General features: G+C 68.7%; 17 protein-coding genes. 4 read left to right on the top strand and 13 right to left on the bottom strand.

What is annotated here, in order from left to right; all coding sequences use genetic code 11:
* The first annotated feature begins 30 nt into the window (after nt 1-30).
* The 3 genes from EV648_RS05705 to EV648_RS05695 all read left to right on the top strand — a co-directional run bounded on the left by EV648_RS05705 (nt 31) and on the right by EV648_RS05695 (nt 3844).
* Nucleotides 31-1335, top strand: a complete 1305-nt coding sequence (locus EV648_RS05705) for an ABC transporter substrate-binding protein (protein WP_132285695.1) — start codon at nt 31-33, stop codon at nt 1333-1335.
* Nucleotides 1336-1514: 179 nt separating this feature from the next.
* Nucleotides 1515-2921, top strand: a complete 1407-nt coding sequence (locus EV648_RS05700) for an alkaline phosphatase PhoX (protein ID WP_132285692.1) — start codon at nt 1515-1517, stop codon at nt 2919-2921.
* A 332-nt stretch (nt 2922-3253) separates the two neighbouring features.
* On the top strand, nt 3254-3844 hold the full coding sequence (locus tag EV648_RS05695; RefSeq protein WP_132285689.1) for a hypothetical protein: 591 nt from the start codon (nt 3254-3256) through the stop codon (nt 3842-3844).
* A gap of 15 nt (nt 3845-3859) precedes the next feature.
* Here the strand turns inward: EV648_RS05695 and EV648_RS05690 are convergent, their stop codons facing one another.
* The 4 genes from EV648_RS05690 to EV648_RS05675 all read right to left on the bottom strand — a co-directional run bounded on the left by EV648_RS05690 (nt 3860) and on the right by EV648_RS05675 (nt 10166).
* A complete protein-coding gene (locus EV648_RS05690; protein ID WP_132285686.1) occupies nt 3860-4840 on the bottom strand; it encodes a hypothetical protein in 981 nt (326 codons plus the stop codon).
* Entirely contained in the window at nt 4840-6087 is a 1248-nt protein-coding gene (locus EV648_RS05685) for a hypothetical protein (protein ID WP_132285683.1), read from the bottom strand. The genes EV648_RS05690 and EV648_RS05685 overlap by 1 nt, the downstream gene beginning before the upstream one ends.
* Nucleotides 6084-7781: a hypothetical protein gene (locus EV648_RS05680; RefSeq protein ID WP_132285680.1), complete on the bottom strand. Its 1698-nt coding sequence runs from the start codon at nt 7779-7781 to the stop codon at nt 6084-6086. Before EV648_RS05680 ends, EV648_RS05685 begins: the two co-directional genes overlap by 4 nt.
* 90 nt (nt 7782-7871) lie before the next feature.
* The gene (locus EV648_RS05675; RefSeq protein ID WP_132285677.1) at nt 7872-10166 is read right to left on the bottom strand and encodes a hypothetical protein; all 2295 of its coding nucleotides are present in this window, start codon (nt 10164-10166) and stop codon (nt 7872-7874) included.
* A gap of 136 nt (nt 10167-10302) precedes the next feature.
* Here EV648_RS05675 and EV648_RS05670 point away from each other — a divergent pair, with 136 nt between their 5' ends.
* Nucleotides 10303-12606 carry a hypothetical protein gene (locus EV648_RS05670; protein WP_241994920.1) on the top strand — a complete coding sequence of 768 codons (2304 nt, stop codon included), beginning with the start codon at nt 10303-10305 and terminating at the stop codon, nt 12604-12606.
* A 256-nt stretch (nt 12607-12862) separates the two neighbouring features.
* Here EV648_RS05670 and EV648_RS05665 read toward each other — a convergent pair whose 3' ends face one another.
* The 9 genes from EV648_RS05665 to EV648_RS05625 all read right to left on the bottom strand — a co-directional run bounded on the left by EV648_RS05665 (nt 12863) and on the right by EV648_RS05625 (nt 22536).
* Entirely contained in the window at nt 12863-14134 is a 1272-nt protein-coding gene (locus tag EV648_RS05665) for an ATP-grasp domain-containing protein (protein WP_132285675.1), read from the bottom strand.
* A gap of 9 nt (nt 14135-14143) precedes the next feature.
* Nucleotides 14144-15427, bottom strand: coding sequence for an MFS transporter (locus EV648_RS05660; protein ID WP_132285673.1), 1284 nt, complete (start codon nt 15425-15427; stop codon nt 14144-14146).
* Complete coding sequence (locus EV648_RS05655) at nt 15424-16689, bottom strand: acetyl-CoA carboxylase biotin carboxylase subunit family protein (protein WP_132285671.1); 1266 nt, start codon at nt 16687-16689, stop codon at nt 15424-15426. The genes EV648_RS05660 and EV648_RS05655 overlap by 4 nt, the downstream gene beginning before the upstream one ends.
* Nucleotide 16690: 1 nt before the next feature.
* The gene (locus EV648_RS05650) at nt 16691-17065 is read right to left on the bottom strand and encodes a hypothetical protein (protein ID WP_132285669.1); all 375 of its coding nucleotides are present in this window, start codon (nt 17063-17065) and stop codon (nt 16691-16693) included.
* Nucleotides 17062-19443, bottom strand: a complete 2382-nt coding sequence (locus EV648_RS05645; protein WP_132285667.1) for an FAD-dependent oxidoreductase — start codon at nt 19441-19443, stop codon at nt 17062-17064. The genes EV648_RS05650 and EV648_RS05645 overlap by 4 nt, the downstream gene beginning before the upstream one ends.
* Nucleotides 19444-19447: 4 nt before the next feature.
* A complete protein-coding gene (locus EV648_RS05640) occupies nt 19448-20818 on the bottom strand; it encodes a class I tRNA ligase family protein (RefSeq protein ID WP_132285665.1) in 1371 nt (456 codons plus the stop codon).
* On the bottom strand, nt 20815-21219 hold the full coding sequence (locus EV648_RS05635) for a cupin domain-containing protein (RefSeq protein WP_132285663.1): 405 nt from the start codon (nt 21217-21219) through the stop codon (nt 20815-20817). The genes EV648_RS05640 and EV648_RS05635 overlap by 4 nt, the downstream gene beginning before the upstream one ends.
* A 349-nt stretch (nt 21220-21568) precedes the next feature.
* Nucleotides 21569-21979, bottom strand: a complete 411-nt coding sequence (locus EV648_RS05630) for a ferritin-like domain-containing protein (RefSeq protein ID WP_132285661.1) — start codon at nt 21977-21979, stop codon at nt 21569-21571.
* On the bottom strand, nt 21976-22536 hold the full coding sequence (locus EV648_RS05625; protein WP_132285659.1) for a cell division protein FtsK: 561 nt from the start codon (nt 22534-22536) through the stop codon (nt 21976-21978). Before EV648_RS05625 ends, EV648_RS05630 begins: the two co-directional genes overlap by 4 nt.
* Nucleotides 22537-22620 lie beyond the last annotated feature (84 nt).

Genomic DNA, 22620 nt, shown 5'->3' with positions numbered 1-22620 from the left:
CGTCGGGGAGAAGCCTGAGGAGGAAGAGCGATGAGCAGAAGTCGCAGGACGGTCGCGGTGGGCCTGGTGGCCGCCGTACTGGCCGTCGCCGGGTGCCGGAACGACGCGCCCGAGACACAGCAGGGCAGCGAGGGCGTCAAGTTCGACGTCGGCGTCACCGCGGACCCCTGTCCGAGCGCGGTCGACCAGGCGAAGGGCTGTATCTACCTCGGCGTCATCTCGGACCTGACCGAAGGCCCGTTCAAGGCGCTGGGGGTGCCGGTCACGGAAGGCCAGAAGGCGTTCTGGAAGCGGGTCAACACGGCCGGCGGCATCGGTGGGTACGAGGTCGACATCACGAAGTACACCAAGGACAACAAGTACAACCCGCAGATCCACAACGAGGTGTACTCCGAGATCAAGCCGAACGTGCTCGGCCTCGCGCAGACCCTCGGCTCGCCACCCACCGCGGCGATCCTCGCGGACCTGAAGGCGAGCAACGTGATCGCGGTACCGGCCTCGTGGACGTCGGCCTGGGCGTTCGAGGACGTGATCCTCGAGTCGGGCACCAACTACTGCTTCGAGTCGATGAACTCGGTCGACTACGGCGCGGAGACGCTGAAGGCGAAGACCGTCGCGGCGGTGCACTTCCCGGGCGACTACGGCGACGACGCGGCCGCCGGTACGAAGATCGCGGCCGAGGCGAACGGGATGACGTTCACCGACATCCCGACCGCGCCGGGGCAGGAGAACCAGGGCGCGGCGATCACCAAACTGGTGGCGGCCAAGCCGGACATGGTCATCCTCACCACCGGTCCGACCGAGGCGGCGACCATCGTCGGCGGCGCGGCCCAGGCGGGGTACAAGGGCAAGTTCATCGGCACCAGCCCGACCTGGAACCCGGCCCTGCTGAAGAGTCCGGCCGGGCCCGCGCTGACGGCGCTCTACCTGCAGTCGGCACCTTGGGGTCCGTACGGGACGGACACCCCGGGCCACAAGGCGTTGCGCGAGACCCTGGGGGAGGCCGCGTTCAAGGCCGCGCCGAGTGACGGGTACACGGCCGGCTGGGTCTGGTCGTACCCGATGAAAGCCGCGCTGGAGAAGGCGGTCGAGAGCAAGGACCTGACCCGGGCCGGGCTGCTGGCCGCGGTGAAGTCCCTGACCACGGTCGACTACGAGGGCATGCTGCCCGCCGACGCCGGCAAGTACGGCGGAGAACCGAACGACCGGGTCTTCCGGCAGAGCCTGATCTCCAAGGTGGATGCTCCGTCGCCGACCGGGGTGGCGGTCGAGAAGGACTTCTTCACCGGCAAGACAGCCGAGAAGTACGAGTTCAGCAAGCCCTGCTACCAATAGGTAGTGGGTGTTCGTGTCGCGCGTGGACCGGGTGGTCTGCGCGCGACACGTCGCGTGTGGGCCGCGCTACGGTCGAGGATCCGGGTGCGGCGCGACGCGCGGTTCACCTTGTCGTTGACGGCTGTTCACCATACGTTCACAGGGGTCGGCAGTTTCTTCCCGCCCAAGGAGGCCCCCTCGTGTCCGTGGAACCGCAGTCGAATCCCCTGTCCCGGCGGCAGTTCGTCGCCCGTGCGGCCGCAGCGGGTGTTGCCGTCAGCGTGGCAGGCTCGGTCGAAGCGCTGTACACCGCTCAACCGGCGCTCGGCACCTCGGGCCCGAAGATCGGGTACGGCCCGCTGATCGAGGACCCGAAAGGCATGCTCGACCTGCCACGCGGGTTCAAGTACAACGTGCTGTCCCGCGAGGGCACGGTTCGGCCGGACGGGTTGCAGACGCCCAGCCGGTTCGACGGGATGGGCACCTTCCCGGACAGCCACGGCGGCAACCGGCTCGTCCGGAACCACGAGTGCAGCCCGACCGCGACGATCAAGGTGGTCGCCCCGCCGGAGCGGACCTACGACCCCGCGGGCGCGGGTGGCACCAGCACGCTGGTCGTGGACCGGCACAACAACGCGACCAAGGAGTTCGTCAGCCTCGGCGGCTCGGCGATCAACTGCTCGGGCGGCATCACCCCGTGGCGCACCTGGCTCACCTGCGAGGAGACCGAGCTCAAGGCCGGGCAGAGCGGCTACACCAAGGACCACGGCTTCATCTTCGAGGTCGACCCGTATGACGACCGGCGCAACAACCACCCCTTCCCGCTCAAGGAGATGGGGCGGTTCCAGCACGAGGCGGTCGCGATCGACCCGTCCACCGGCATCGTCTACGAGACCGAGGACGCCTTCGTCGCCCCGCTCGGCGGCTTCTACCGCTTCCTGCCGAACCGCCCACGCGGCGGCTGGGGCAGCCTGCGCGCCGGTGGCGAACTACAGGCGATGAGCATCGCCGGTACGCCGGACCTGTCCGTGTTCCAGGAAGCCGGCACGGTACTGGGCAACGTCGAGTGGGTGAAGGTCCCGGATCCGCTGGCGACGAGCGAGTCGGTCCGGGCCCAGGATTACGCGAAGCCGATCACCGGCGGGTACAAGCTCGAAGGCTGTTGGTGGGGCACGCGCGACCGCTGCGTGTACTTCGTGTCGTCGTTCGCGCGGACCGAGCTCGGCCCCCAGCAGAACCACGACGGCCAGGTCTGGAAGTACGACCCGCGCAAGCGCACGCTCCGCCTCGAGGTCATCTTCACCCGCCCGACGCCCGGCTCCGACAACCCCGAGTTCGATGCCCCCGACAACATCACGATGTCGCCGTACGGCGGTCTGATGATGTGCGAGGACGGCCTCGGCGACCAGCACATCCTCGGCACCACCGAGGACGGCGAAGTCTTCAAGTTCGCCAGGAACCGGGTCAACAACGGCACGCCAGAAGCCCCGGAGTACGGCGAACTGGCCGGCGCCGGCTTCTCCGCCGACGGCCGCACCATGTTCTTCAACGTCTACACCCCAGGCATCACCTACGCCATCACAGGCCCCTGGCGCCGCCGCCGGTAAAACCCCTGCCCACGCAACTCCTCCGTCGCCGCTCCCACCCACCCGTGGCCCGCCGCTCCTGCGTCGCGGCTCGCGGGTGGGTGCATTCCCCGATGCCTCTATCTCGATGGCAGGACAAGGCGTAGCGTGCCGATTGAGGACTGCGGACCGCGACGTAAGGGAGCTGCTGTCCCCACCGGTGCTACACCCACCGGTCGGGCAGGATGCGTCGCCCCACGGACATCGCGGCAGCAGCGGCGACGTCCACTGCCTGGCTCGCGCCACTCGCCGACCAGAGCAAGTCGCGGGGCATGCGACCCTTGCCGCGTTTGCAGCGCTGAAGGGCTGTCCGCATGCAAAACAACACCATTTTGTCCGCCGGCCGCTTCGCCGCCATGGTCCTCCTCGTCCTGCTTCTGGGCGGGTGCGCCGACAAGGTCGCCTCGACGAGCACCACGCCGCCCCCCGTGTCGCCGGCCGTGTCCGCGCCTGCCACCACGAGCGCGGCGCCGACGGCCACCACGGTCCCGTCCATGACCGCAGAGGAGCTTGTCTGGCTCAAGGCGGTCACGTCGCTGCACAAGACGATCGACAAGGCCTTCATGGAAACGGGGACCGTCTACCTCACGCGCGCGAAGATGAAGTCGTATGCGACCGCCCTACGCAGCTGCAATCGTGAGCTCATCCGAATCGGATCCCCTGGCGACCGCCTGCAGCCGGTGCACGCGATGGTCAAGCAGGCATGCCAGACCTTCGAAAAGGGCGCGAAGTGCTGGGATGCGGCTATCAAGGTCAGTGACGCGGGCGGCGCAGTGACCGGCACAGCCAACGAGCGAACGTTCAACCGGGCGAGCCAGTGCGGCTTCGAAGCTCAGGGAAACGGCAGCAACCTCCTCGGGAAGGCCGAGGCGAAGGGCGAGGAGATCAACGCCGAAGTCGGCTGAGTGGCAGGGGCTCGGTTACGGCAGGACGCGGACCTCGGTGAGGTCTACCAAGCCGGCGTTCTCGACCACGGTCGGGCGGCGGCCCTGACGGGGTGGGCGGCCGTCGACGACGATCGGCAGGGGGCGGATCGTCACGTCGTGGACGCGGAGGTCGACGTACGTACGGGTGGTGACGGCTCCGTCGACCTCGCTCCGGCCCCAGCCTGCGACCCGGATCGCGTAGAGGTCGCCGCACCAGCCGATGTCACAGTGCTGGATCAAGAGGCGTTGGTTGATCCCCGAGTCGGCACCCTTCTCGTGGTAGCGATCGGTGTTGTCCCCGGGCAGCAACCGGAAGCCGATCTCGACTCGCTCGCACTGGACGTCCCGCACCTCGACGTCGTGCACCGAGCTGAGACAGAAGGCCTCGAACGCGTCGTACACCCGCAGGCCGACGACCTGGAAGTGGTGAGGGTGCAGGGAGTGCCCGGTGATGTCGCTGACCCCGGCACCGACGGCACCCCAGTGCGCGATGAAGGCTGTGCCTCCTCCCCGTACCTCGAGATCCGCGAAGCGTGCGTCCCGGACGGCCCCGATCAGGGTGATGTTGTTCGCCGCACATCGGCCGGTACGCCGGACCACCACCCGCTCGACGGTGATCCGTTCGATCCATTCCGGCTTCTCGGTGTAGAAGTACTGGCCGATCGTGACGGCAGTCCAGGCGGCCCCGTCGTGTGGACCCGGCGAGGCGTCCGGAAGCTCGAGGGTGAGGTCGGCGACCGATACGCCTGATCCGAGGACATGGATCAGCGGCGACTCCTCGGCCTCCGCCCGCCACAGCGTCGTACCGGAACCGGAAAGTGACCACCGATCGGTGAGTATCAGCCCTCCGGTGATCGGGTAGGAGCCTGCAGGCAGGACCACGCGGCCGGGTTCGGACTCGCCGAACAGACCGCGGAGCAGCGCACCGTTCTTGTCCCCATCGCCTTCGAGCTGCGGCCGGTACTCGGCGACCATCAGGACTCGGATTGGACGACGAGCTCCCAGCGCACTGTCTTGTCGTCGACGCCCGGCAGTTCACGCAGGACCGATGGGTCGATCGACAGCCGGATCAGCGCCGGGGTCCGCAGCGGACCGTCGGTGACGATCTCGATCTCCGCACCGGCACGTGCACGCACCTGCACACCGGGCGTCGCGCCGGATTCGATCCCGGCCAGCTCCACCCGGACGAGCTTCCGGCTGACCAGGTCGAACATCACGTCGGCGAGGAGGTTGGGCGGCGGCCCCGGCGGCGGTGCCGGAGCCGGAGGGGCGACGCTTACCGGGGGCGCGGAACGGCCGGGCATCCGCCTCCGGGCAGCTCGCAGAACCCTGTGCTCGAGAGCCGCCGCCCGCCTGCTCACTCTCCTCGCCGCCGGAGCGGCAGCCACCGGGACGACCCAGCGGGCGGCACGCTTGATCCTCCGCATGACCTTCCGCTTGATGCCGCGCGACGTACTCGGCCGGCTTTCGACCGGCTCGACGACCGGCGCGACCTTGGTCCGGGGGCCCGGCACCAGCGGTTCGACCAGAGTTGCCCCGGCGATCCAGCGCCGCGGCTCGTCCCGGCCGGTCGGATTGGCTACGAAGTACCCGGCTCGAAGCGTCAGCGTGTCGCTGTCCGGGTCGAGGGGCAGGGTGCCGGTGGAGACCAGCCCGATCTTCCGATCGCCCTGCACCTCTGCGAACTCGATCGCTTCCATCATGATGCCGACCGAACCGGACGGGACGGCCGGCGCCCACTCCGGCCGGTCCTTGTCGACGCTGTCCATCTCGAAGACGAACAGCCCTTCCGCGGTCAACTCCTCCGGCTGCAGGTCGAAGCTGACGACCCCGGTCGCTGCCCTGCGGAAGTCCGCCGCCGGCCGGACCAGCAGTGTTGCGCCGCGGGTCTTGCCCTGCGAACGCACCAGGAGCAGTCGAGGTGCGCCGGCACCCCGGACGGGACCCGGCGTCGTGATGCGTTCTTCCCACCAGTCGAGCGACATGCTGTCGTAGCGGAAGTGCGCGGTGACCCGGACGGGACGGCCGGTCGGTCGCACCTTGACACCGAGCAGTCCCGGCGAGGCGATGAAGCGGCCGATCACGGCCGTGCCACGGACGAACTGGTCGACCGTGGTGAGCTCAGGCGCCGCCCCCGAGCTCACTCTTCCGGGCAGCGCCAGCGGCTCGACCACCCGATCGAAAGCGGTCTGGAAACGCGGCGTGGTGAAGGTCCTGATCACAGCTCACCCACTCCACCCAGCGCCAAGCCGAACTCCTCGGCCGGCAACCTCATGTCGATGCGGGTCAGGAAGGGATCCTTGCGGGCCCACATCCTGCGGACGGCGGTGAAGGCCGGGTCGGCGTCTGCCTCGACGTGCTGCATCGCCACCCTGACGGAGAGCAGGAGATGCTCCGTCCGGCCCATTTCCCAGTGCTGAACCAGTTGGGTCGAGACGTCCGTTCCGCCGCGGTAGAACCACCCCCACAGCCGGGCCCGCTCGATCTGCTCCTCGGTGAGCAGCGGGCGCCCGTGCAGCAGGCTCTCGATCGACTCGGCCAGCCGGTTCCAGTAGTCGTCGGCGTCCTTGGCCACGATGGTGAACCCGCACTGGCTCCACTCCGACCAGCCGGCCTGGAGGGCCGGGATGCCGAACGCGGGAAGCTCGTTGCTGATGCTGCCGCGGACCGTGATGCCCAGATCGACCAGACTCCACATCACGTTCTTGCTCAGCTCGAGACTGGGGAGGAAGACCAGCGGCGAATCGGCGTGCCGCTCCTTCAGACTGTCGAAGAACCCGGTCGCGTCGTACAGGTACTGATTCGGGTGGTCGATGAACAGCCAGTTCACGTCGTCACGCTTGACCGCGAAGTCCGCCGTCGCCTCGTACCAGGCGGCCAGGTCGTCGAAGAGCTCGACGTTCGTGCGGGGCGCGTCGGAGATGGCGTGGTTGTACACCGCTACCACCGGCTTGTCGGGGTCGAAGCCGAATCTGGCCAGCGCGTGCTCGCGCACCGACAGCCGGTCCTCGGGCGTCTGCAGCTCGATCGCCGACATCGCGCCACCACGCCACCACGACGGCTTGCCCCAGTTGCCCTTCAGCCGCCAGGCCGACAACTCGGCGCCGGACCGCAACCGATCCCGGTTCGACCAGACGTACTGCTCGTAGAACTCGGCGATCTGCGGGGTGAGCTCGGCCCGGAAGGTCGCGGTACCGCGCCGGGTCTCGGGGAAGAGCGCGTACGCCTTGAAGGTGCCGGTGCTCTGGACGTGCACCGTGGGCACGTTGAAGCGGGTGGCCGTCTCGACCGCCAGGCCCCAGTGGTTGTAGTCGACGTGGCTGGTCACCAGGGCGACCGGGTCCAGGCCGGCGAAGAGGGCGTCGTAGATGTCCGAGAACTGCGCGCTGCGCTCGCGGATCCCGGCGTATTTCGCACCGGCGCGGATCTCGTCGGTCACGCGCGGAACCTTGAGCACCCGGCAGACCGTCGCGCGGACGAACTCCTCCAGCACGGCCGGATCGATTCCCGAACCGGACACCGGCAGGTCTTTTCCGGCGACCCGGAGATCGCCGCGCTCGGGATCGTCGAGCCAGCTGTCCACCAGGTCGTGGATGTCGATCACGTCGACCGCGCCGTACGCGTGCGAGATGGCCGCCAGCGCCTCGGCGTCGAAGAACGTCCAGAGGATCTCGTTCCAGTCGTCGTCCGCGCCGGTGAAGACGACCAGCCGGGCCGGGAGGAACCGGCGCAACGCGTTCGCGAACGTCAGGTTACGCAGCGTCACGCGAATGTCCTGGCTCATCGCTTCGACCAGGATCACCCGCTCGCCCCCGGGAAGCAGATTCCGCTGCCAGAACTCGAATGCGGTACTGCAGAACAGAAGGAACTCAGGAGACTCGGTCAGCTGCTCCTGATCTCCATCTGTGATTGTCATCAACGATTTATAGCAGGCTATTGGCAAATACTCACCGGAGTACTGTCTTTCAAACGGTCGATTAGAACCGGTGAGTACCCGGCCGGATCTTCACGGCCGGGTAAGTTCGTAGATTCTCACCCGGGATTCCTGGTGGCGGAGTACGGCAAAGTCGTTCAGTTTCGCCGAAACCGGCCCGTCGCGAAGGTCGGCGTAGATCCAGCGCACGCCGTACTGCGATCGCAGCCGGTCCACCAGTTGCGAGGTCGGGGCGGTGAGGACCCGGTTGGTCAGGTCCAGCCGGTCGGGCCACGGCGAGGGCTGGACGGTGTACTTCCGGCCGTTCACACCGTGCGTCGCCATCGCCTGCTGCGTATAGGCCCAGCCCTCCAGGAGCGTGCGGCGACCGGCGATGCCGCTCACGATGTAGCCCCGGGCGTCGCACCCGGGCCGCTGGGGACCAGCCGGCCTGCAGAAGGTGTTGGACACCACGACATCGTCCGGCCCGGAGTTCTTGGCCAGCCACCGGGCCGCGGCGAGCTCGTCGGGGTAGACCCGCCAGAACGCCGACACGTAACGCCCCGAGCCGGGGTCGTCAAGCGCCGACCAGGCGTCCGACGCTGTCGTGCCGATCGGCAGCCCGATCACGACGAGAACCGCGAAAGCCGTACCCAGGCCGGTCAGGCCCGGCCGCAGGCGCGCCGTGAGCCGCCATGCCACCAGCACGAGTACGGCGAGCCCGACGGCAATCAGCAGAGGTCGGGCCAGTACCTCGATCTGAGCGGCCCGTGACCCGGTGGCGGGTTCGCTGACCAGGTCCGCGCACACCGCGATCGCAGTGCCAGTCACAAGCCCGGCCAGGCCTACGCGCAGGATCGTGCGTCGGCTCCGACCTTTTACCCCGGCGGCGACCAGCCAGGCGACGGCTGCGGCCGCGAACGGTGAGCAGGAGCGGAGGAAGTAGTACTCGCTCGCGGAAGGGTGATCCACCAAGGACAGCCCCAGCCAGGAAGCGGTCAGCGCGCCGATCAGCCACCACGCGACCGGGTCGCGCCGTACCGCCTTGACCGTGGCCAGCGCGAAGCCGGCCAGCAGACCGGCATGCGCGAGAGCCAGCCCGGCGAGCGTGACCACAGCTCCCGCCACCGCGAGGTGATCCCCGGTCAGGGACGGGAGCAGCAGGCCGCCCGTGCCGGCCATCGATCCGTCACCGGTGGAGCCGCGATAGCCGGGCTGGAACTTCGCGATGGCGAAGAGCTGGAATCCCGATCCACTGGTGCTGCCGGCCACCGTGAGCAACGTCCCGACCGCGATCGCCGCCAGCAGTCCACCGATCAGGAAGGACCGCCACGGGATCCGGCGGTCCCTCAGCGGCAGGAACAACGCCGACAGACCGACTCCGCCGAGCAGGATGGGCAGCACCGTCGGCTTCGATCCGCCGCCGACGATCGCCATCGCGACCGCGAGCACCCAGAGACCCCAGCCGCCGTCGCGGTAGAGCGCGGCGATGATGAAGTACGCAGCCGCGGTGACAGCCAACGTCGCCAAGGTCTGCGAGGGACTCAGCAAGCTCACCGGGCCGACCGGGTCCACCTGGGGCCAGGCAGGCACCAGGAAACCCAGGTGCGGCACGACGAAGATCACGGCGGCCAAGAGGCCGGTCCACCACACCCGGCTGACCTGGCGGGCCAACGCGGCTCCGGCCAGTACGGCGACGAACGTCACCGGCAGCATCCACAACCGGTACAGCACCAGGATCGGTGAGAGCCTGGTGATGTCGACGGCGCCCGCGATGTCGGCATTGGGGAACCAGTGGTAGTCCAACGCCTCTCCGGCCACCTGGGGCAGTTGCGGCGGGACGCTGCGGAGCAGTTCGTTCACCATCGACAGGTGGTAGAGCAGGTCGGGATAGTACGAGACGCCGCGAGGTGGTGGCACGTGATCCGCCATCAGGCCGAGCGTGATCGCCAACGCGAGCAGGCTCAGGCAGATCGACAGTCCCCAGGACCAGGCCATCGGCATCGGTTCGGGCTCGGCGATCCGCCAGTGCTGCCGCAGTCCCGGCACCAGCGCGAAACACAGCAGGACCAGCGCCGGCCAGACGACCAGAGCCTGCTGCCAGCCCAGCCAGGTGAACAGAGCCCACCCCGCGAGCTGGTAGGCAATGCCGACCGCGGCCCCCAACCCGACGTCCTCGGCCCAGTTGCCGGTACTGCGCCACAACGCCCGCATCAGCAAGATGCCGGGAAGGGCAACGCAGAAGACGAAGTAGGCGGCGTAGCGGGCGACAGCGCCGAGCGGCACGTCGATCATCGCCAGTCCGACCACCGAGGCCAGCGGCGGGAGCAGCCAGGGCAAGACCCGCAGCGACAACCCCAGAGAGGGCTCTCGATCGATCACAGCCATCGCCAACCGTCCCTCCGTCGCTCGGGCCCCGAGGGACTGTATCTCAACCGATCTCACCAGCTCGTTCGGCGAGCCTCATGCTGTAGCGCGCCGACGATCCGCCGGGTGGCACCCCTACCCGTGCTCAAATAGGCCGGTGAACACCGCAGCGGAGCGATCGGGCGCGACGGCGACCGAGCCGAGGGAACCTTCCGTCGCCCCGCGTCCTCGCGCGTCCGGCCTGGCGAATATCGCCCGGCTGGTTCCGTGGCTGGTTCCGGTCGGGGCCGGCGTCGGCGGGCTGCTCGCGATCGACGTGCCGCTTGCGCCCATCGTCAAGTACTGCGTCTATTTCGCCTGCTGTGTCGTCCTGCCCGGCATCCTGGTGCTCCGGTTCGCGTGGCGCAGTACCGGAAACTGGGCCGAGGACGTCGGCCTCGGTGCGGCGGTCGGGATGGTCTGGCAGCTGCTGGGCTGGGCGATCTTCACGGCCCTGGGACTGCAATCGTGGTTGCCGGCCTGGCCGATTCTCGTTCTGGCTGCCTTCGTGGTGGTGCCTCGGTTGCGGCCATGCTGGCGGATCGCGGCGCCGGCTCCGCTGCCGGTGGCCTGGTCCTGGGGGCTGGCGATCTGCGCGACGGCGCTGGTCGTCATCACCACTTTCACCATGCTTGCGGATCACAAGGCACCACCGAACGGTACGTACTACTACCAGGATCTGCTGTTCCACCTGTCGATGGTGAACGAGCTGATGCGGTCGATGCCGCCGCAATGGCCGCAGGCTGTCGGTGTACCGCTGGAGTATCACTGGTTCGCCAACGCTGACATGGCCGGTGCGGTGGACATCACTCGTGTCTCCCCAGCCCTGGTGTTGTTCAGGCTCTGGCTGTTGCCGCAGGCGGTTGTCGTGCTGCTCGTGTCCGCCTGCCTGGCCCGGCAGGTCAGCAAGGTGTGGTGGACCGGAGTGCTGGCCGCACTGGCTGTCCTGCCGACAACTCCTGCGAGTCTGCTCAGCCCTTCCACGACCTTCAGCATCGTCACCGGGGCCGCGGCGGCGATCTTCCTCATCGACGTCCTGTTCCGTCGCAGCGGCGCCCGTGGCGCCTGGGTGCTCGCCGCGGCGCTGGCGGTCGTCGGCGGTGGATCGAAGCCGACGGTGCTGCCCATCCTGCTCGGCGGAGTCGGACTGGCCGCGCTGTTCGTGCTGATCCGGGACCGGAAGCTGCCGTGGCGTTCGATCGGCGCGGGCGTGATCCTGCTGCTCGCGCTGATCGGTACCTTGCGCTTCGTCTCCGGGAGCACCGGTGGATCGGGGCTCCAGTTCTTCGGCGTCGCCAGGTTCCGGCCGGACTACCAAGTGATCACCGGCGACACCTCGCCGCCAGGCACCGGCGGCCTGCTGCCGCCGTCGCTGACCTCGGGTGACCAGACAGCGATCGCCGGAGTCGCGGTCATGCTGGGGCTGCACCTGTTGTCATCCGCCGGACTGCTGGCCGGTTTCGGTTTGCTTCTGGTCCGGAAGACCAGACGCGATCCAGTCGCCTGGCTGCTGGTCGGAGCCCTCACCGGCGCTTGGGCGGGCATGCTGTTGGTCAACCACCCTTCGGCGGGCCAGCTGTACTTCCTGCGCAGCGTCGTGCCGTTCGCGGCCGCGGCGGCGGCCTGGCTGGTGGCTGTCGCATTCGAAGGCCGCAGCCGCCGAACCATCGCGGTGGTCAGCGTGTCCGCGCTCGTGCTCGGATACGTGTTCTACGAGGCCACGAAACCAGCCAGGCGCCAGTCCGCAGACCCCAGAGCGGCTCAGGTCGAGGCGCTGGCACAACCGCTGCTGGTGGCCGCCGTACTGACCGCGCTGCTGGTCGTCGGATGGTTACTGATCAACCGTCTCTGGGTGAGACAGCCGGGACTCGGCGTCGCGATACCCGTCCTCGTGGTGACTGCGCTGTCCCTTGTGGCCCTGACCAACCGCTCGTACTTCGGTATCCGGGCGGACGGGACCTACCGTGCGGTGAACGCGATGGTCCACCCGGACGAGCAGGCGGCCGCGTTGTGGCTCGGGGCGAACTCCAGGCCGACGGACGTCGTGGTCACCGGCAGTTGGTGCCAATCGGCCGGTCCCCGGAAGGCCGGTTGCGATGCGCGGGGCTATCTCGTCAGCGGACTCGCGGGTAGGCGAACCGTGATGGAGGGCTGGGCGTACACCCAGCAGGCGCTTGCTACCGATGGGGCCGGCGGCAAGCGGTACATGTTCCAGCCGTCGCCGTGGCCGGACCGGGTCCAGCTCACCCTTCAGATCTTGACGGCGCCGACCGCAGAGTTGCTGGAGGAGGCTCGCACACAGTACGGCGCACGGTGGATCTTCGCCGACCAGCGCGACGGACCGGTGTCCGCGAAGCTGGACGAACTGGCGGTACTGCGTTATCAGCAGGGCGAGATCAAGATCTACGAGCTCGGCCCTTGACTGCGGGCGGTGGCGCCGGAGGCCAGGAGGTATTGGCCGGTGGCGTAGGTGGACATGACCAGGGGGCCGCGGAGCGGGAAGTCGCGGCCGGACCTCGCAGTCGCCGAGCTGCGACGGAGGAGCTGCGTGGGGGATGACCGTAGTACAGGGAACTGCCCGGGCACGGGCGTCTGGGGGGACGTCCGTGCCCGGGGCAGAGGTCTGGCCGGGAGGTCAGCGGCTGAGCTGGGGGGTCAAAGGCTGAACCCGGCGGTTCCTACGGTTCGTCGATGACTATCGCGGCCTCCATCTCCAGGACTCGGCGGTAGTCGTCGTCCAGGGTCTGGGCGTCGCTGTGGATCAGGATCACCCAGGCCAGGCAGGTGAACAGGTCGACCGTCTCGGGGACGATCGCCTCCTCTTCGTGCAGGATCTTCATCCAGTGGAACGATTTCAGGCTCTCGACGCCGTCGAAGACGTCGCGGTTGCGGAAGTAGCCGTCGCGGTAGGCGGAGATGAAGATGCCGCGCAGGTGCTGGACCAGGTCGAAGCTGTCCCGGACCTCGCCGCGGACGCGGTGCGCGACCGTGCGCTTGATGTGGTTGTCGCCGGTGGCCAGTTCGCTGACCATCTGGTGACCGCCACCCGCGGGCCTGGCGGCGACCTCGATCAGCCGGGGACCGTCGGCCGTCATCATCACCTCGGCGTGCCCGCAGCCGACCCGGATGCCGACGGCGTCGAGGACCTGCTGGGTGTACGGCCAGAGCGCCAGTACTTCGGGATCGTCCGCCGCGAGGAAGTCGATCCGGTGGTAGATGCCGATCTTGTCGCCGCGGCTGATCTTGGTGTAGCGGCAGACGTCGACGAGCGAGTGCTTGCCGTCCACGGTGTAGCTGTCCACCAGGTACTCCGTGCCCTCGGCGTACTCCTGGATCAGCACGGCGTCGTTGACCAGACCCATCTTGTTGGTCCGGCCGAGCACCCGGTCGAACCGTTCGCGCCAGTCGCCGTCCTCGAAGACGACGTACACCTCGTCACCGGCGGCGCTCTTGGGCGGCTTGATCACCAGCCGCTTGCCGAGCAGGTCGTTCTCCTTCAGCCAGCGCTCGGCCTCGGCCGGGTCCGCCGTACGGAGCTGCCGCAGCCGCGGTACACCGGCTGCCGACAGTGCCTGCGCCATCTCCCACTTGTCGCGGCGCGCGCTCGCAAGTGATGGCTCGTTGCCGGTGCCGGGCACCAGGATCTCGGTCAGCTGGTCGCACAGCTCGACGCCGCTCTCCGCACCCGGCACCAGGTACTGCGGGTCGTAGGCCCGGAGCTCCTCGGCCAAGGCGGCGACGTCGCCGGTGAGGTAATGCACGTGCTCGAAGTCGTCCGGGTGCCAGCTCGTCGTGTACGCCGGCGGTGGTTCGGACCCGCTCAGTACGGCGACCGGGATCTGGCCGGCCTCCTTGAAAGCGGCTGGATATTCCTGCCCCGTGGACAGCGGGTCCACGATGATCGTGTATCGACCGGGGTGGTGGGGCGGGGAAGGTATCAAGTTGGTCATGAGGTCCTCCTACGAGCTTTCGCTCGGCAACGGCTCTGCGGCCGGGGTGATGTCCACTGCTGGTTCTTCCGTGGCGGCTGTTCCGCTCGACATCCCGAAGTACGCGAGCACGACGCCGACCGCACCGGCCAGGCCGCACCACACCCAGACCTGGGTGCCGGACGTGTTCCACAGCCAGACGCCGAGGAACGGACCGAGCGCGGAACCGAGTCCGAACATCGCGTGCGCGGACCCGACGTACCGGCCGAGCAGTGGTTGCGGTGCGGCCATGCCCGGGTAGGCGAACATCGTCGGGCCGCCGATGATCTCGGCCAGCGTCCACAGCAGAGTGCCGATCACGAAGATCGCGATCCCGCCGGGCAGCGCGTAGAACGCCAGCCCGCCGCCGAGCAGCACGAAGCCGGTGATCGCGACGATCCGGGCCGGCCAGTGCTGCACCACCTTGGTCACCAGCAACTCGCAGGTGATCACGATGAAGCCGTTCAGCGCGACCACCGCGCTGAACCACCAGGTGGACAACCCGTCCGCCTTCATGTGCAGCGGAAGCACCGCGAGGTACTGCATGTAGATCGCGGCGTTGATGAACATGCACAGCAGGAACAACACGTACTTGTAGTCGCGGAGTACGGCGAGGTAGCCGCCGCTCGGCTGGGCGGCGTCCACGTCCTGTACGCCGGCCGCGGTGTCGGCAGCCGACGGACGCCGCTTCGGCAGTGCGACGATCGCGACGACGGCATAGGCCAGGGCGGCGAGCGCCTCGCCGATGAACAGCAGGTTCCAGGAGATGGTGACCAGGGCCGCACCGATCAGCGGTGCGGCGGTGGTGCCGAGGTTCATCGCCAGCCGGTAGACCGCGAAGATCATCACCTGGCGGTTCTTCGGCGTCAGCTCGGTGAGCAACGCCGCCGACGCGGGCCGGTAGAACTGCCCGACCGCACCCGCGAGCGCGACCACCACGACGACCGCGGTGTAGCTCGGCACGTAGGCGATGGCGAGCACGAAGCCGGCCATGCCGAACATGCTGATCATCACCGCGGCCCGCGGCCCGACCTTGTCCGACAGCGAACCGCCGATGATCAGGCCGATCACCGACCCGCCGCCGTAGATGCCCAGCGCGGTACCGGCCTGGACGTCGGTGAAGCCCTTCGAGGTGGTCAGGAAGAGCACCAGGAAGACCTGCAGGAACCAGCCGAGCTTGTTCACGAAGACGCCGACCAGCAGCGCCTTCACCGCTACCGGCGCATCGCGGATCGTCTCCCAGATGCCCGTGCCTTCTTCGGTGGCGGAGCTCATGGCGTGGTCTCCTCTGGCTCTTTCACCTTTCCGGACCAACGCAAAGCCTTCTCGGCCGCGTCGAGGCCGGCCCGGCAGTCGTCCACCGAGGTGGCCACTGCGGTCGCGTAGGCGATCCGGCCCCAAAGGGTGCCTTCCGGCGGCGGGCTCGTCGTCTGCCCGGCCTCCATCAGCACGGTGAGCTGGTCGATGGTGGCGGGCAGGTCGGTCTGGTCGAACTCGACCGACTCCAGCACGGTGTCGTTCTCGTCCACGTAGAAGAAGCGGACGCCACCGACCATCGCGCGGTCCGGGACCAGCTCGGGGGAGCGGCCGCAGGCGACCGCCGCGGCGGCCAGGCCCGGGTCGGCGCCTGTCGCCTGGAGCCCGAGGTACGGGATCATGTCGCCGCCGATCCGGGCGTTGATCTCGATCACCTTCGGGCCGTCGGCCGTCATCATGATCTCGGTGTGCGTGACGCCGTCGGTGAACGCGATCGCGGCATGCGCGTTGACGAGCACCTGCATCAGCTGCTCGTCGGCCAGCAGCGGGTCGGCCGCGTCGACGTAGTGCCCGATCTCCTCCGCGTACGGCGGGTAGCCGATCTCCTTGCGGGCCAGGCAGAACGGCGTCACCTGTCCCTGGAACACGGCCGAGTCGATGCTGATCTCGTAGCCGTCGGCGAACTCCTCGACCAGCACCTTGACGTCGTAGTGCGGCGCCTCCGGCACGGTGGTGTCGTGCGCGAAGGCCCAGTTGTGCTTGAGCTCCTCGGGCGAGTTCACCTTGACCACGCCCAGGCTGGCGGCCAATGCGCGAGGCTTGAGGATCACCGGGTAGCCGAGCTTGTCGGCGGTGACGAGTGCGTCGTCCACGGTGTCGACGAGCACCGACTCCGGCTGCGGTACGCCGAGCTCGGCGAGCGCAGTACGGGTGAGGTGCTTGTCCCGGCAGCGGTTGATCATCGCGACGTCGCCACCCGGCAGGCCGAGCGCTTCGGCCACGTGGGCGGTCTGCAGGATGCGTGCCTCGTCCCAGCAGAGCACGCCGTCGATCGGCTGCTCGTCGTTCAGCTTTTTCGCGGACGCGACCAGCAGGTCGGCGTCGAGGGTCGTCTCCAGCACGGTCCAGCCCTCGATGTACTCCTTCTCCCACGTCGGTTCCGCGTGCAGGAACATGTGGATCCGGTACTTCGGGGCGACGGAGCGCAGGATGTACTCGCGGAACAGACGCATCCCGGTGGCCACCACGAGCAGGTGCGGGCGTTCAGTGTCGGGGTTCATCTCAGGCCTCCCGGACCGGTGCTGGAATCTGCTCGATGTAGGTGACACCGGTACTGCCGTCGCTGCGGCGGAAGTGGTCCGAGATCCGGATCCGGCCGCGGGCGTCCAGCGCGGGGACGCTGTGGCACTCGCCGCTGACCAGGTCACCGGCGGCGGTCAGCAGGCAGTACGCCGCGTCGAACGAGCCGTCCGGGCGCAGGTGCCCGACCAGCCGTCCGCTGCGCAGCGAGCCGCCGGCGTAGAACTCCGCCCAGACCAGGTCGTCCTCGCGGTGGTACTGCCCGTACGGCGCGCCCGCGGCGGGGTCGTCGACGACGAGCTGGAACCACACGCCGTCCACGTCCGGAGCGAGCGGCTCCGGGGCGACGGCCGTCACCACTTCACCGCGCAGAGCTCGTCGGAGATCGGGTAGATCTCCCGGTCGAACATCGAGTTCAGCACGATCGCGGCCCGGACCGGCAGCTGCGTCAGGCCCGCGTTGGTCAGGCCGTGGCTGTACCGGCTGGCGTTGAACGAGTAGATCTTGTGGCCGTTCATGCCCTTCCAGCGGACCGAGTAGTCCGGCTCGACCAGCATCTCGCCGTCGTCGTCGTAGTCGATCCGGTCCCGCAGGTCGTCGTCGAACGGCGCCTGGACGTGCTCGCGTCCGGCCGCCACCACCACGTGCCGTACGTCGTGCTCCTCCGGCGTCTCGGGGGTCGTGCAGCGCAGCCGGAGCAGGCCGTCGTCCAGCAGCTCCGACGAGGTGACGTCGCGACCGGGGAGCAGCGTGACCGGGAACCGCCCGAGCGTCAGCAGGCCGTCGTAGTTGGCCTGGTAGAGCGCCTTCAGGCCACCCGGGGTGAGGGCGTCACCGCTGTAGCGGGAGTCGACGATCATCTCCCGGCGCTTGCCGCGGTTGAGGCCCTGCAGGAACTCGATGTGCGACGGCCGGTACAGCTCGTTGGCCATCGGGGAGTCGTCGATGCTGCGGAACCACTGGTTCCGGCCGATCCAGCGGATGTCGGTGAAGCCCGAGCCGAGCAGCCGCAGGACGCACTCGAGGCCGGTCTGACCGCCACCGACCACGGCGACCGGGTCGGCCTTGTACGCGTCCATCTGGGGCAGCCGGACGCCGAGCTCGTCGGCGATGAAGGCCTGCTCCTGCGGGAGACCGCGGACGTACTCAGGCCAGACCGGCCGGGTGCCGAGGCCGAGCACCAGGTGCTCGGAGACCGCGGCGGGCTGTCCGCCGACGGTGACCTCGAAGCCGTCGTCGGTGATCGAGATCGAGTCGACCCGGGAGCTGAAGTTGACCACGCCGAGCCGCTCGGTGGCCCAGGCCAGGTAGCGCTCGTACTCGATCCGCGGCAGCGCGTCGAACTGGGAGTTGATCAGCGCGTACAACCGCCCGGAGGTGACCAGGTAGTTCAGGAACGTCAGCTCGTGCCGCGGGTCGACCAGCGACACCAGGTCCTTCATCCAGCCCGTCTGCATCCGGACCCCGGGGTAGAGCAGCGGCGTGTGCCAGCCGGCCACCGGGCGGGAGTCGAACAGGGCCAGTTTCTCGGTCGTGACGTTCTTGTACAGGGCCGCCAGCGACAGGTTCGAGGGACCGGCACCGATGCCGATCGTGTGGAACCTGGGCGGGCTGCCGATGGCTCGTTCCGTGATGGTCATGCGCTTGTTCTCCGTCCGCGAAGTGGTGTTACGGGTGTTTCCTCCGGTGACAAGCGGCCCGAGCAGGTCGCTCGCTGCCGTCCGGCTCGCGGCCAGCGCGGTTTTCACGCTGCCGCCGGACCCACCGGTGAAAGTGAAGAGCCGATGTGTGCTGCCGAGCACCGACCACAGGGTCAGTACCGGCGGATCGGCATAACAGTCGGCGCTGTTGACCGTCCTCGCGGTCTCCAGCAGCCGGAGATGCGGCAGCCGCTCACCGGCGATCCGGACCGCATGGTCGGCGAGGTCCTGGATCGGCCGGCTGCTGCCGGGTGGCACCGACCAGCGGTGCGTGTCGACGCCGAGCAACAACCCGCCGTCGGCGGTCGGCCGCCCGTACAGGTCGCTGGTCTCGTCGACGAACATGGTCGGCAGCGCGCCGTCCACCTTGTAGACGGCGACCTGGATCGCCTTGGTCCGGTACGGCTCGGCCGGCAGCTGGTTGCCCGAGAGCAACCCGGGCGTCCAGGGACCGGCGGCCACCACGACGACGTCGTACCGGCTGCTGTCGCCCGGAGTACGGCAGCTGACCGAGCCGTCGGGGTGGGGGACCAGCCCGACGACCGGGCCCGGCACAACCTTGCTGCTGCGGCCACTGCTGAGCTGCTCGATCACCGCGCTGCGCAGCTCGTCCGGCCGGATGAACCCGGCCCGCTTCTCCAGTACGCCGACCGTGTCGTCGGGCAGACCGTGCCAGCCGCGGCTGCGCAGGGTCTCCGCGTCAACGATCTCGGCCGAGCCCGGGTGGATCGCCTCCACCTCGGCCACTGCAGCCTCGAGCCCGGCCTGCTTGGCGAGCAGGTAGGTGCAGCCGGTCTCTGTGTACCCCGCTTGCTCCAGCAGGGCAGGGGATTCCAGCAACTCGGCCAGGCTCTCGATCGCCAGCCGCCGCTGCTCGGGATGGGTCTCGAACGCACGTACTCCGCCGCCGGACACAGCGGTGGCGTCCGAGCCGGGTGCGCCCGTCACCAGGTCGACGGAGACGCGCGGGTAGGCGCTGAGACGCCAGGCCAGGAGCGTGCCGGCGATACCGGCCCCGATGACGCAGACTCGCATCGGCCTACTCGCCGCCCGTCCCGGTCAGTGCCGCCCGCAGCGAGCCGGTCTCCCGTACGCCGCCGGCCAGCAGGCTGAGCAGACTCCGCACGGCCAGCGACGGGTCGAATCCGCTCGGCCGCAAGGCGTCCTCGCCACGGGCCAGCTCGACCTCGGCCAGAGCCGGATGGAGCGCGTCCGTGATGGGGTGGGTGCCGTCCAGCATCGGCCCGACCCGTTCGGCGAAGGCCCGGAAGGTTTTCCAGGTGAAGTCGCTCTGATAGCGGTCCGGCCGATCCCAGGCGAGAAAGAGCCTGACCAACGCCGGGTCCTCGTCGCGGAGCAATTCGTTCGCCCAGACCGCGTGATTCCGGCTGGTCGAGAACTTCAATCCGTCCAGCGTGTAGAACTCGTTGACCACCAGTCCGGAAAGAGGTAATGGATCAATTCCCGCGGCCGCCCACATCGCCTGCCAGTACAGGGCGTACCAGAACGCATTGTCGAGGCCGAGGAAGTGCCACAACTGGTCCACCCGGCCGAGCGCGGCGCGGTAGCCGGCCAGGTCGGTAGCGGTCGGATCCACCGCCCGGGCGACGTTGTAGAGGTCGGTCAGCGCGACCTCCGTGTAAGGGCCGATCCGCAGCCCGGCCAGCGGTCCGTCGCCCTCGATACCCCAGTTGGTCGGGTAGGCGAGGGCGATCTCGGGCAGGCCGGCCGCCAACTGGCGGTCGATCAGCGCCCGGACCGCCGGTGGCAGATCCGCCTTCAGCCAGAGGTCGGTCAGCGTCGCGCGGTGATCCTCCATCCGCAGGACCGGGACGACCGCCTGGAACGGGCGGGGTTCGCCGCCACACCGGCCGCAGACCGGATCGACCATGCCGTCGACGTAGGTGAAGCCGCCGCACTGCTCGCAGGCGCCACCCGACGCCGGCGCCTGGCATCCGCCGCAGAGACCGGCCAGGTAGGACTCGTGCAGGGTCCGCGAGCAGTCCGCACAGGCGTGCAGGGTCACCTCGCGCAGCGGCGCCGCGCCGCTGGCGACGAGCTCGTTCATCAGCTGCCGGATGATCGGCGCGTGGTCGTCCTCGAGCGGATCGCTGAACCGGTCGTAGCCGATCCGGGAGCGCTCGTAGGTCTCCTTGATGTCTGCCCGGAAGTCCGCCAGCATCACGCCGACCTCGACACCTTCGCGCTCCGCCCGGGTCAGGACGTAGTTCTGGTGCACGTCCAGACCGGTGGTGACGACGACCCGCTCGCCCCGCGCCCGTGCTGCCCGCGCGGCGATGTCGGCCGCGAGGTACGGGCCGGACAGGTGGCCGACGTGCAGCGGACCGTTCGCGGTCGGTTGCGGGAAGGTGAAGACGGTGACCGGATCGGGATGCGCCGGACCGTTCATTGCGCGGCCGCCGTGGCCTCGACCGGTCTGTCGGCCTCCTCTGACGGTGCCGGCCCGGAGCCTTCGGTCTCCAAGGGCATCCAGTAGGCGCTGAAGACGGTCAGCAACTCGTCCGCCGATCGGTTCTGCACGACGTGGGCCTCGGTGCTGCCCAGCAGGAAGGCGTTGCCGGTCGTCACCTCGTGCACGACGCCGCCGACCAGGACGTGCGCGGTGCCCGCGACGACGATCGACAGTTCCAGTTCGGGGTGTTGGTCGATGGGGCTCTCCGAACCGGGTGGAACGGAGTACCACATCGCCTGGAAAGGCATATCGCGGTCCAGTCCGTACTGCTCCCAACGGACTACCCGAAGATCTTTCACAAACAGGCTCTCGCCGGTGATCAGGTCGAATGTACGCATGCTTCACTACCCTCCGTAGCCGGCCCAGGGCGCGGCTCAAGAAGTTGTTTGCAACAAATGAAGGTACGGAACAGACGCTTTGATTCAGCCTTGGATCATCACCGGCACCGCAACGGCCGAAAGCCCTTGTGGCGCTGGTGAAAGCCCGGCGACCCCCCAGTCTCCGTGACCGGAAATATAGGGAAGGTAGCGCTCCGAGTAAAGGGGAGTACGCAACGAATTCCAGAAGACCCGTAACCGCACCGGAAATATTTCGTTATTGCCCAGTTACATCAGCATTCCGTGTCCGGACGGACACGTACGGATACCGGTCTGCACCGGTCCCGCGCCAGGGCAGCCTCGGGCTGCCTCAGACCTGGCCGGGGAAGGCCACCGGAGCGCCGCCCCAACCGAGCTGGGCCGACGCCGTCGCTATCAGTGTCTGGATCGCGAAGGTCCGGACCTTCGCCTGCTCGGCCGACTCGACCAGGTCGCCGTAGACCGCAGCCAGTCGCTGCTCGATCAGCAGCACGAGAGCGGTCGCGGTTGCGGCATTCGTCACAGCCCGCGGCAACTCGTACGCCGGTTCGGCGGCGGCCGGCTTCTCCCCGAACTCGAGCAGCAGGTCGGTCAGGGTGTCGCGTCGGCGGCGGTGCTGCTCGTACAGGGTCGTCGCCGCCCGGAAGCGTGCTCCGCTGAGCTTGCCGCCGGCCACGCCCACGCCGTACAGGGCAGCGTGCTCTCCGGCCAGAGCTGCCTGGAGGGCCTCGTTCTCGGTCACTGGGCGGCCTGCTTCTTCTTGGTCAGGGTCGCGGCCAGCTGACTCTCGGAGGCGGCCACCATCGCGAGCAGGCGAGCGGGTGTGCCAGACAACTTGGCGGCGGCGACGGCATGGGTGATGGCCAGCTTCTGCTCGCGGGTTGCCAGGTCGGCCACGGCGGCCGAGGCGGTCTTCGGCAGTGCCGGCAGCTTGCCGGGCTGGGGTGGCTCGGCTCCGCTGACCTCCTTCAGCTTGGCCAGGTGGGCGGCGTGGAGCCTCACACCGGGAGAGAGTTGGGCGCGCGCCGCGGGGAAGGCCAGGCCGACGTTGCTGTAGCGCATGGCCAGCTGAGCGATCTGGACGGCCGCCGTGGTCAGGGCTGCCACCACGGCGGGGTCGGTGCTCGGAGCCGGCTGGGAGGTGCCGCCTAGACCCTCCTCCGCCCCCCGCGTGCCCGGCCGATCGGGCTCGTCGTCGCAGCCGGTGAGCACCGTGGACAACACGGTCGCGGCACCGGCGGTGAGGGCTGCGGTCCGGAGCGCGGTCCGGCGCGAGAGGCGGAGGGGATCGTCTGGCACGGCCGAAACGATATCCCGGCCGGAGCCAGTGGCTCGGACACTGCTCCCGGCCAGATATGGTGGGCTACTGCCCTCGGTCGGATC

This window comes from Kribbella sp. VKM Ac-2568 (assembly GCF_004345365.1).
GTDB lineage: Bacteria > Actinomycetota > Actinomycetes > Propionibacteriales > Kribbellaceae > Kribbella > Kribbella orskensis.
Note: the sequence above shows the minus strand (reverse complement) of the source record. Positions and strands in the feature narration are given on the sequence as shown.

Coding starts and splice junctions, on each gene's coding strand:
- EV648_RS05705 (WP_132285695.1), top strand. CDS start 31: ATGAGCAGAAGTCGCAGGACGGTCGCGGTGGGCCTGGTGGCCGCCGTA.
- EV648_RS05695 (WP_132285689.1), top strand. CDS start 3,254: ATGCAAAACAACACCATTTTGTCCGCCGGCCGCTTCGCCGCCATGGTC.
- EV648_RS05690 (WP_132285686.1), bottom strand. CDS start 4,840: ATGGTCGCCGAGTACCGGCCGCAGCTCGAAGGCGATGGGGACAAGAAC.
- EV648_RS05680 (WP_132285680.1), bottom strand. CDS start 7,781: ATGACAATCACAGATGGAGATCAGGAGCAGCTGACCGAGTCTCCTGAG.
- EV648_RS05675 (WP_132285677.1), bottom strand. CDS start 10,166: ATGGCTGTGATCGATCGAGAGCCCTCTCTGGGGTTGTCGCTGCGGGTC.
- EV648_RS05665 (WP_132285675.1), bottom strand. CDS start 14,134: ATGACCAACTTGATACCTTCCCCGCCCCACCACCCCGGTCGATACACG.
- EV648_RS05660 (WP_132285673.1), bottom strand. CDS start 15,427: ATGAGCTCCGCCACCGAAGAAGGCACGGGCATCTGGGAGACGATCCGC.
- EV648_RS05655 (WP_132285671.1), bottom strand. CDS start 16,689: ATGAACCCCGACACTGAACGCCCGCACCTGCTCGTGGTGGCCACCGGG.
- EV648_RS05645 (WP_132285667.1), bottom strand. CDS start 19,443: ATGCGAGTCTGCGTCATCGGGGCCGGTATCGCCGGCACGCTCCTGGCC.
- EV648_RS05640 (WP_132285665.1), bottom strand. CDS start 20,818: ATGAACGGTCCGGCGCATCCCGATCCGGTCACCGTCTTCACCTTCCCG.
- EV648_RS05635 (WP_132285663.1), bottom strand. CDS start 21,219: ATGCGTACATTCGACCTGATCACCGGCGAGAGCCTGTTTGTGAAAGAT.